Source organism: Synechococcus sp. A15-127, assembly GCF_014280215.1.
Classification (GTDB): domain Bacteria; phylum Cyanobacteriota; class Cyanobacteriia; order PCC-6307; family Cyanobiaceae; genus Parasynechococcus.
Genome location: NZ_CP047948.1, coordinates 2,435,407 through 2,447,193, shown reverse-complemented (window position 1 = coordinate 2,447,193; position 11,787 = coordinate 2,435,407). Strand labels below are relative to the sequence as shown.

Below are 11,787 nucleotides of genomic sequence, written 5' to 3'. Positions count from 1 at the left end.
ATATTGCGTCGATTATTTTTCAGTGTTTTCTGAGTCGTGATAACCCTTGAATGTATATCTGATATTTTATCTGTGCGCTTCTTGTTTGAGCACTAAATCAATAAAAAACCGCCAGCTGGTGACTGGCGGTTTTGGGGTGATGTCATTAGTGCCGATTGGTGGCACTAGATGTCAAAGTTATTATAGGAAGTCGAAGCCAGAGACAATATCAGAACTTGAATTATTCTCTTCATCCTGGAAATTGATTTCGATCTTTCCTAATGAGCCGTCAAGTTCTTGGAGGGCTTTATAGCCATATTTATCACCTTCAACAACCAACTTGTCTCGCTTGCCAAAGTTATCAATTGTCAGTTTTTTCTTGATATTTTCTAGTGAGTCAATTTGTATTTTGTCTTTTTGATTGTCGTCACCCATATTGAATTCGGCCTTTTTGACCTTACCCTCAATAACCACTTCGTCTTTACCGCTGCCAAGGTCAAAGGTTGCCTTTTTGACAGTTGCATCAGCTCCAATCACAATATCGTCTCCACCGGCACCGGTATCAACTGTCGAATTTTTGAGAGTCCCACTCTCAAACGTTGCCTTGTCTTTGCCTTCCTGCATAGTGAAGCTCGCGTTATTCAGCACTTTGGATGTACTGACCAAATTTGCAGTAACGCCCTCCTCGAAAACAAATGTCGAGTTTTTGATTTTGGAGCCATCAATCTTGAGGTCAGGCTTGTTGGCGACAATTTCAACATCTTCAACTTTCTCAGTGGCTTTCAATGTCAGGCGACCAGTGTTGTCTTCGGCAATCTCGACTTTGTCTGCTATTTCTGCTTTGACTGTTACTTTCGAGCCACCGGTTGTTGTTGCGACCACACCCTTGTCTGTCGCTTGAACCGCAATATCCGAGGAGGTTTTGATATTTTTGACTGCTGCTTTAGCTGCTTCGGAAGCATTGCTGGTCGGTGCCTTGATAGCGGCTCCCTGAGGTGTAGTTCCAATTGCAGGTTCACCAGTACTTGTTGTGACAGGCGGTGTTTGACTGGAAGCACTCGGTGTTGATGGAGTTGTACTTGTCTCTGTGGGCGTGCTCGGAGTTGTTGGCGGAGTGGGGATATCATTTTCAATGGCCTTAGAGATTTCAACATTATTGAATGTGTTGTTCTCGTCCTTGAAGCTATTGGCTGGAATTGTAATTGTTGTATCGCCAGAAACGTTGTTTACTGATGGAGTGAATGTTCCGTATCGGATGAGCTGATCTGCTGTTGTTGCATCTTGCAGTGTCAGCGCTCCACCAGTAACGCTGACGTGTTCGAGCTTGAAGTCGGTTGGCACACTTTGAACGAACTGAATTGCAATCTGACTTGCATCTAAATTAACATCATTCAGGTCGTGGTTGATTGTTATTGTGGGAGGGATAAGTGTATTGATGTTGATGATGATATTTTGCGGTGTATTGTTTACATTTCCGGTGATGTCGTTGTATCTTCCGACGGGAACTGTGATGACGCCGGCAGTCGTGCTGTTAGCTTCTGGGGTGAATAGTGCAGTGTAAGTAAGGTTCTCTCCGGATAATTGGCTGATGGAGCCTCCGGTTACCAAAATATCTTCAAGTTCGAAATTCTTAGGTGATTCTGACTGTATAGGCTCAGAGAATGTGAAGGTGATATTAGCAGTCTCACCAATGGTGAGTTCTTGATCGTCCGCTGTGATAGCAACTGATGGAGGCGTTGTGTCTGTGGTGTCGACCGAGAGTGTTATCGATCGAGCAGTGTTGGGGTTCCCAGCAGCATCGGTGAATTTTTCAGCGTCAACAGATACAACTCCATCATCATCGCTGTTGACAGTTGGAGTAAAGGTCGCGGTGTAGGAGTTGCCGCTTCCGTCAAATTCACTTAGAGCACCACCAGCAACGGTTATATCTTCGAACGCAAAGTTTGTTGAGGTCTCTGAGAGGGTGAAGCTGATGTTGGCCGTTTCACCAATGCCGAGAGAGTTGACGTTGGTGGTAATCGCAATCGTTGGAGCTGTGATGTCGGTATTCACCGACATTGTGACTGATCCAGCAGTATTGGCATTCCCAGCCGCATCAGTGAATTTGCCCGCGTCGATGCTCACGACACCATCGGCAACGCTGTCATCCGTTGGTGTGAAGGTTGCGGTGTACGTGGTTCCTTCGCCGCTGAAGCTGCTGAGTGAACCACCGCTGACGGTGACATCATCTTCGGTGAAGTCAGCTGAATCCTCTGAAAGGGTGAAGGTGATGGTTGCCCTTTCATTGGTTGTCAGTGCGTCATCGCTGGTGGTGATCGCAACTGTCGGAGCTGCGGTGTCAGGAACGACAGTGTTCACCGTCATGCTCACGGATGCATCGCCGGTGCTTGCATTGTCGGCTGCATCTTTGAAGGCACCTGGAGCGACGGAAACAACACCAGTTGTGGTGCTTTCGGGAGTGGGGGTGAACATGGCGGCATAGCTGGTGCCGCTTCCAGAGAAGTTGCTGATGGAACCACCGGTCGCGGTGACATCGTCAACAGTGAAGTCCGTCGAGGCTTCAGACAAGGTGAAGGTGATGGTTGCTGTATCGCCAACACTCAGTTCACTGCTGTTCGTTGTGATCGCGACCGTTGGGGGTGTCGTATCCCTTGTGTCAACAGTCATGGAGACTGATGCATCGCCGGTGCTTGCATTGTCGGCGGCATCTTTGAAGGCACCTGCAGCCACGGAAACAACACCATCTGTGGTGCTGTTGGCAGTGGGTGTGAACGTGGCTGTGTAAGCCGTGCCACTCCCTGCGAAGTCACTGAGCGCACCACCCGTCACTACAACGTCGTCGACGGTGAAGTCAGTTGCTGCTTCAGAAAGTGTGAAGCTGATGCCAGCTGTCTCACCAATCGTCAGCGATGCGTCATCGGATGCGATCGTGATGGTAGGCGGTGTTGTGTCTGGAGCGACAGCATCACCCAGTGTCACGACACCATCGATGACATCTGTGGTGGTGAGTTCAGTTGCGTTACCCCCAACAAGGCCTGTGATTGTAACTTCATCGATCTTGAGGTCAAAGTCGAAGATCTGATCAGCGGTCCCCTTGGGAATCTTGATCAGCAATGTGCCAATTGTTAGCGGATTGTCCGTAGTAATAGCAGTTGGATCGTCGATAGTTATACCAGTTGTCGATGCCATGGCAACGCTTATGACACCGGAGGTTCCATTCTCGATTGCAGCAGCGGCGCCGGTAGTCAGCTTGGAAACGCCATCTCCGGAAAACGCAGTTCCGGGATCAACCAACCAACCTGCCTTGTTGTCGCCTGAGAGCGTGCCTACAGCATTGAAGTTCGGGACGTTGACTGTGAGTAGTTCAATTTCTGTTGACGTACCATCGTCTACGAAATTGAGAATTGTTGGGTCGTAATTGACCTTGATATCTAGTCCTGTGATGGCTGTGACACCCTCTTCCAGTAGAGTGATATCAACGGGAAGGCTAATGCTGAGATCTTCAGCTGCATCTACAACAGATGCGACGGTTGTTGATCCGATGCGTACGATTGGATCTATGGGGCTTGCACCTTCTCCTGCCAGTTGGGCGATACTATCGCTCACGTAGTCGTTCACTTGCATGGATTCAGAGTTCTCTAGTCCAACTATAGTTCGAAGTCCCTGAATTGCATCGCCAACACTCAACGCGCCGCTGCCGTCTGTATCGCCGATAATTGTGGGATCGGTGTAGGAATAGCCAGTAAAGCCTTCATCGAGGCCGACGATGTTTCTCAGAACAGTGATTGCATCACCGACTTTGATTTCTCCGTCGCCATCGTTGTCGCCCATGATGGCGATCTTCATCAGTGCAGACGACCCCATGATGTCCAGGGGCGCTCCTGTGTCTTTACGGCCGGATGCCTCAACTCCGAACAGTTCTTCTGATCGGAATGTACTGTTCATCGGTACGTTGGCATCGATGCGGAACAGTTCACGATCATCTTCGATGGCGGTTAGTTCAGATGATCCGGTCAACGTCACGGTCAAGCGACCATTGCTTTGATCGAGATCCGTGGAGCTGACGCTCCAGCCTGCATCGGTGAGGTCACTCGCCAGCGTGATCGTGTTGCTGCTGGCAATAGTGAGTGAACCTGGGTCGAAGTGCATTGTGACGCTTAACTCGCGCAGATCAGTGGTGTCGGTGATGTAAACAGGGATTCCGTCTCCACCTTCAAGATTTACCTCCTGGCCTGGGGCACGGGTGAAGCTTGGCAGGTAGACCAGCCTGCTTTCATTCGTCACGGTCTGGATCGTGGTGGATTCCACCGTGTCGTCGGTGGTCAACTGCAAGCTTCCAGAGACAGATCCGACGAGCGCATTGCCGGTGGAGGGATCCATGGCCAGGGAACCATCGGCATTCAGACCCTGCAGGTGACCTTTTCGGATGCGGAAGTCGTATTGACCCGGTTGCGCCATCTCAGCGGGATCACTGGGGACGAAGGACAGACGGCTGGTGACTGCGTCCTTGTGGACAGAACCAGGAATTTCGGTTTCAACCCCATTGACGGTTCGTACGAGGAAGACTGACTTGCTGTTGCCAGCGACTCGCAGACCGCCGATGTTGACCGGGATGTTGAGGTTGAAGCCAGCGGTGGTGCCACGTTGCTCAGCCTCTGTTGTCTCCAGGACGGCTTGACGGACTTTGAACTCGTACTCACCCATGTTGCGGCCTAGTTCGATGTACTCGGCTTCCGTAAGCGAGCCATCGAACCCTGGTTGTGAACCATCTGTACTCGCATTGGTGTCGATCTTCAGTTTCTGACCTGTGGCAGCACCCTCTCCGGACAGCATGGCGATGTAATCACCAGCGGCGAGCTGAATCACCAGTTGTTCCGTGAGTCCTTGGGACGGATGCTCCAGGCTTGCCGACGAGGTGAGCTCGGTGCCATCGGCTTTGAACAGACGGATGTCCGGATCGGCCTGTTGGGTTGAATCGCCGAGAATCTTGGTGCTCAGTTCATAGGACCCTGCCTGAGCGATGCTGAAGCGGAACAAATCGATGTCGTCGGCACCGACGAAATCACTGCGAACAGGTGCATCATCATCCAGTCCCAGTTCAGCGCGATAGAGGTCTGCGAAGGGATGGGCGTTCTCTCCGCCATCGACGCCGATCTCTCCCTCAAAGATCAGTCCGGTGGTGGGGACCACAGGACTGTCCAGTTCCACTGCTGTGTTGTCCTCACCTGTTGTAATGCCAGTGGACTCCAGGGAGTCGGCAATCAGATCGAGATCGAATGTGCTTCCTTGCAGTGTTGAGAGGTCCGATCCGTCGTAGCTGACGGAGTTGTTCAGAAAGCCTGTGAGGGTGCTGTTGCCTCGGCCAGTGACCGCTGCAGCCAGAGATGCAGTGAGGGTGTAGGCACCTGTGCTGCCAGCAACCGAGTGGCTGAGATTTTCCGGGTTGACGATTTCGTTTCCGGAACCTCGTACGGCAAGGAAATATTCGGTGCCGGGGTTGATGCTTGCGCTGAAGTGGGCATCACGGTTTTCATCGTTGGGGTCAGTGATGCTGACGTCACCCTGATTATCATTGCCGTTGACACGTAGGTATTCAGATCCAGCATCGTTCATCGTGTAGAGATCCAGAGCCACGTCGAGTCGCTCGGTGGCCTCAACACCTTTTGCTTCAACACTCAGAATACGTGAGTTTGTGCTGGTTGCATTGCCTTCTCCATTGCGATCGAAGAAGACCCTGAAATAGTCAATATCCGAAGGCCCCACCAGTAGGTCGTTGGTGGTGATGTCATCCCCGATTGTTCCGGCACCTGTGAAGTTGTTGCTGCTGAGATCAATATCGGTGATCGAAGTTGCGCCGATGTAGCCGTCGGCATCCAGTTCAAGGCTGCTGAAATTGGGTTGATAATCAATGTGTATCTGATAACTACCTTCGTTCACAGTGTTGACTGATCGGCCGTTGATTGAGGTCGGTTCATAGTCCTGTTGACCTTCAAGCTGGGATACCCCGATGTAATACGTCTGATCTTCCAGCACTTCTACGTTGAGATGGCTTCCCTTGTGATCTGCCTCGGTGCTTTCAGTTACGTTGCCAGCGATGTCCTGGGCATAGCTGCCAGCCGTGTCGCTGGCAATTTCTTCACCTCGGGAGTTGAAGAAACGGAGCATGGTTGCTTTTGTCTTCTCATTGGAATCTGCTACCGCGTCGATATCAATCAGTAATCTGCCATCTGTAGTGGCATTCAGGGTGTAAAGGTCAACGTCGTCGACGAGAAGCACATTCCTTGTTGTGCCATCCTCTCGGTTGAGATCGGTTCCGAAGGATTCGTTGAGGGAAAGACTGTTGCCGGGCGTTAATTCAATGGTATCGGCATTGATGAGTGTTCCGTTCGGGTCAGATTGAACGTTGGTATTGACGATCACGTGCAACTGCGTAATGCCTGTAGAACCGCGGAATCGATCCGTGGCAGCAGCAGCGTCGTAGCCGTCTACCGTTCCGTCAGGGCTACCGTCTGCTCCGGTTGTGTCAGCAGGAACAGCCTTATATTCCTCGTTGCCGTAGCCAGAAACTGCGACGGCGTAAATGCCTGGATCAAGATTCAGATCAAGGCGTGAATAAACATCATGGCCATAATCATCATTAACAGCCAACTCGTTGCCGTAAGTTTCACTGCTTGGATCGGCGTTGAATAGTCTCAGGACTGTATCAATCTCCGCATCGTAGAAACCGTCCATGTCGGCATCCATATCGAAGGCTCCAATCACGCCGACATCGGTGTTGCCATCGGCGGCACGAATTCGGAAGGACGTGTCTCTTCTGTCTTTACCTGGATCAAAGGCCATCTCCTGCACAGGAGTGAATTTGACGGCAAACATGTTTGCGGTCGTCGTGTTATCTGCTGTTCCATCTGCCGTGACCTGATAGGAGGAATTGACGGCTGCAAGATATGAGGTATCAAATGTACCAATGGCATCTGAGATGGCGCTGCCGTCGAACAGAACGATGTCTGACAGATCAAAGTTGCTTACATTTTCCCGATTGAAATCAAACAGCAAGTAATGCTGCGTGTTTGCCTTCAGCGTGTCGACCATATTCGCTGGGCTGCTGATCGCTGCTGTGAGCGTTCCCCCATTCACCTCATAGGCTTCCACATAAGCCATCGGACTTGCTTTCGGGCTGGTGAGAATCGTGATGGGTGTCTTGACACCTGCACGAGCTTCGCTGGGAATTTCGAACGTGATCATGTCGACATCTTTCTGGCCGACGGTGTACCAGTTGCTAGCAGCATCACCGGTCACTGAATAGTCAATCGGATCTGTTCCGATCCAGACGGGGACATCGAAGCCGTTTTTGAAAGAAGCTGAATTGATGATGTCGAGCGCTCCTTCACCGGTGGTTGGGTCGGCTGCGAAGCGCGCTGTCGCTAAGGTGCCATTGCGATCTTGCGCTTCAATCTCTCGGAGTGGAGCAGTGGAGATGTTGAGTACGTAACGTCCTGTATCGGCATCGATGGCGTTTTCCTCGCGAAGAGGGTTGTAGCCGTCGTTGTCGTAACCGCTGACGCCGAGGTAGTACTCACCATCAGCAAGTCTGGCATTGATTTTTGATTGGAAGGGTAGTGTGCCAGAGTCGTCGTCATAGCCGATTTGTTCGCCGTAAGCATTGAACAAGCGCAGAATTGTATCGACTGAGGGATTAACTACTTCGCCGGCATCATTTTTCAGGAAGCTTGTTTCGATGGTGACCCGAGCACCTTTTGCCTGAACTGGGTCTGCACCATCAACCAATTCTCCTGAGTTGTCGATCGCTGCAAAGTTGACACCTGAGCTATCCACCACGAATTTGAACAGATCGATGTCTTCCGGAATCCATCCGCCAAACAGTTCGGCATTAGGAGTGTTTTCGCTTGTGATTAAACGATCACGGCCCATCCAGTTTCCAGCGAAACCATCTGTGTTGATGACATGTGTTGCTGAACTTCCGGTTAGTTCCTTTGTCGTCACTGCCGTGGTGTCGATGGTGAGGCTACCCAGATCGTTCGCTTCATGCGTTGTGGTGTCTTGATCAGTGCCTCGATAATCGAGATTGGCTTCTTGTGTTTGCAGACTGAGATCGTAATGAACACCATCGGTTGACCAATCCCAGCGCATGTCGGTCCAACCATCAAAGGTGGAGTTCAATGTTGCTGTGTTGCCGAAATAAACGTCAAAGCTGACATCGTCATAATCGACAATTTGTCCTGCTTCACTTCCTAGACTTGCTTCGCCGTAACCAATGACATCTCGCGCGTAAACACCGGCCTGTGTATCGCCAGCCTCCCTGTTGAGAAAATCTGCGTCGAAGTATTCGTCAATGCCAACGAGACCGAGCGCAGAGTCATCCAGCGGCGCATTTGCGAACACGCTATCGATAATGTAGTAACCCTCATTGTTGGCTGTGTATTTCAATTCACGCGACTCATCCACATCAGTTGTGCCGGCATCATCTGCTCTGCCGTTCTGAATTGCTTTCCAGTTTCCGTATAGGTTGTTGTTCTGCTCTTGGGTGCTTAATCCAAAGGACCCCTCGTGTGTAAATCCATAACCTGTGTAAAAGTCGCCAGTGCCATCGCCGTAGTAATAGGTGAAAGTATAAAAGGCGTAGTCTGTTGGGCTGCTTCCTACAACATCAGCTTGGAGTTCTGGAGAAAAGGCATAGTTCGGATTGTTCTGGAAGAAGTTGTAGGCTTCGCCGGTCTCTGAACCAAGACCGTTATTGCCACTTCCCAGCGTGTGGATGGCGAATGCTGCTGTTGCGTCAGCGTCAAGATTGCTGTCGTCGGAACTCAGCTTGGTCCCGGCCGGAGTGATGGTATTGCCGCTTGCATCCAGGATGTCGTGAGACACTTGGAAGTCATAATATTTATCGATAAAGACATTGTTGTCGAGTTTCTCAACCTCATCGGCATCACGTTTCAGAGTCTGTACTGAAGTGATGGTATAAACACCGTGATCCCCAACCACTTGTTGGTTCAGAGTGTAGAGGGGTGTACGATCGACGACCTGGGCGTAACCATGGCCTGTGTACAGTTCAGAATCAATCGAATTGGCCTGAGTTTGAGCGCTGTCACCACTCAGGAAACCTGGAAGAGTTGTTGTTCTTTCAACAACATCATTGATGTCTACCTGAACATCGATGGTTTTGATGAATGGTTCACCGCTGGCTCCCGTAGGAACGACATCTGAAGCTGTGACTTGGAATTGGAAGTGTGGTCTTGATTGGCTTGCCAGTGATTCGTAATCAGGATCAATTTTGAAACTCAGTACACCTGTTGATGCATCGATGTTGAAGAAATTGGCATCTCCAGAATTGGCACCTACCAGGTTGTAATTAAAATCCGTGGTGCCGTCATGGTCGACAGCTGTGAGTTGACCAACGGTACGATTGCTCCCTTCGTTGATTGAGAAGTTTGTCGCAGAGCTGAGTTCAAATTCCTCGTTGATGTTATTCAGAGGGATGCTGAATTGCTTATCTGCTGTTGAACCATCTTCAGATGTCGCTCGCACGGTCACCGTGACTGAGGAATTAGCCTCGAAATTCAGAACATCTGGAACCTGGACTGAGATGATACCTGTGTTGGGATTGATCCCGAAAGTATTAGCCGGTGCATCACCCTGTGCATCCACAATGCTGTAGGTCACACCGTTGTTGGTTCCATCCGCGTCGGTGCTGGAGGCTTGGATCCCAGTCGTTGTCCCGGAGGGTGCATTTTCGTTCAGGGCATTATCAGTCGCATTGCTATCGACTGGTGCGCTTACGGCAGACTCATTGACATCGCTAACCCTGATGGTGAGGATTTGCTTTGCTGTTGAGGTTCCCGCTCCATTGCTAGCCGTGAGTTCCACGGAATAGACGTTGTTTGTATCAGCATCGGATGGGCCTTCAAAGTCAGGTGCTGCGACGAAGCTGAGGGATCCGTTGCCGGCGTCAACGCTGAACAGGTTTTGGTCAGCTCCGCCAGTGATGCTGTACGTGTATGGACCCTGAGATTCGGGATCTGTAATGGCCTGACCGGCGACAAAGTCGTCCGACGTAGTGACAGTTGTGGTTCCTTCATTCAGATTTCGCGTTGCAGAGCTGTTGAAAAACGGCAACGCTTCAATCACATTTTCAACATCGATTGTGAACTCACGCTTGTCTATCGATCCATCGGATGACTGTGCAACCACTTCAATGGTGTGACTCTGGGCCGTTTCAAAATCGATTCCATCTGCGTTTTTGACAGTGACGACACCGCTGATGGGGTTGATGGTGAAAAGAGCACCATCCAAGGCATCACTTAATGAGTAGGTAATGGTGTTATTTGTGCCATCATTGTCGATTGCGTTGGCTGTGATGCCAACCTCCGTTCCTCCCGGAGAATTTTCGGCAACGCTGCCGTTATCAGCTGGATCCAGGAATGCAACGTCATGCTCATCGACATCTGTAATTTCAACCTGGATTTGACGCCTGTTGCTCAGAGTGATCGGCTGACCACTCGCATCCAACTCGTTATCAGGGCCACCGTTATCTTGTACTTCAATGGTGAGATCGAAGATCCAATTTCCGTTTTCTTTTAGTGCTTCGTAATCGGGTGGATTGATCAGGCTGAGTTCTCCTGTTGCCTCATCGATTTGGAACAGACCTGCTGCTGTATCAGTTGCTGAACTGTCGTTTACGATTCTGAAGCTCAAAGCATTTTGGTCGGCAGCATCTGGATCGCTCGCCAGCAACGTTGTGACTGTTGTCGTGCCTTCTGAAACCTTATAGAGGTCTTTATCAGTTGTATCTTGATTGATCGTGGAATCCAGGAATGTCGGGCTTTCGTTGATATCTTTGACATTGATCGTGACTTCCTGAATCACCCCGATTTCGGTTTGGGCGCCATTAATTGTGGCGATTTCGTTGGAACGGATGTTGACTTTGTAAGTGTTATCTGCGCCGCTATCGTTTGCCTGCTCGAAATTCGGTTGTTCTTTGAAGTTCAAGACCCCGAAAGATTCATCTCCGATTTGAATCGTTTCAAGTGTGAATCGTTCTTGATCGGCTCCTCCAACAATGGTGAAGTTGTTGTCGCTTCCGCTAAGTTGGGCGGCAAGTGTCACATTTTCGTCAACGGTGTAATTCGCCTTGCTGCTGTAACGGTAGACAAATCCGTATTTCTGGATGTCTAAATAGGCATTTTCGACCAAGTCTGCTTCGTCTTTGTTGGTGAATCCAGAGTCAAACGTCCCTTCGCTGCCATCTTCACCAAATGCATCACCTTTCTCTGAGCCCAGTCCAGATGTTCCAAAGCCGTACACCTGAATCGCATTTCCATGCTCTGTATCGACGTCGTCGTAGGCGGTTAGTTCAACGCGGCCGACTTCCCCTTCCGCTCCATTGACGATGCTGTGGATCTCATAGGTTCCAGTTCCAGTTCCAGCGGTTCCTTGCGAATCGGTCAGGGCAACATCTGTAATGGTGACGCTGTTGTTGGCATCAGGCGTTAGGCCTTCTGCGTAGATGGCGTCGGCGCCAGTTGCATAGCCATAGCCTTTGTACGAATCACCATTGCTATAGGTGAACGTGAAGTAGTAAGTGATTTTATCTCCACCATCAGTGGGAGCCACAAACATTCTCTCAACCTGTTGAACGGCTGAGTAGATGTTCATCCTCTTGTAGTTCTTCAGTGTCGCTGTGACATTGTTGTTTTCATCGTCACCATCAAACACTTGAACAGCAGTGCGATCGAGGACGTCTGCCACTTCACGTGTGGACAACAGACGGCCTCCGAAGGTGAGTGCTGCATC

The 11,787-nt window shown here is 50.3% G+C and carries 1 protein-coding gene; it reads right to left on the bottom strand.

Translation table 11 applies throughout. From position 1 onward, the window contains the following. Positions 1 to 180: 180 nt before the first annotated feature. Complete coding sequence (locus SynA15127_RS12970) at positions 181 to 11,757, bottom strand: Ig-like domain-containing protein (RefSeq protein ID WP_186484441.1); 11,577 nt, start codon at positions 11,755 to 11,757, stop codon at positions 181 to 183. Positions 11,758 to 11,787 lie beyond the last annotated feature (30 nt).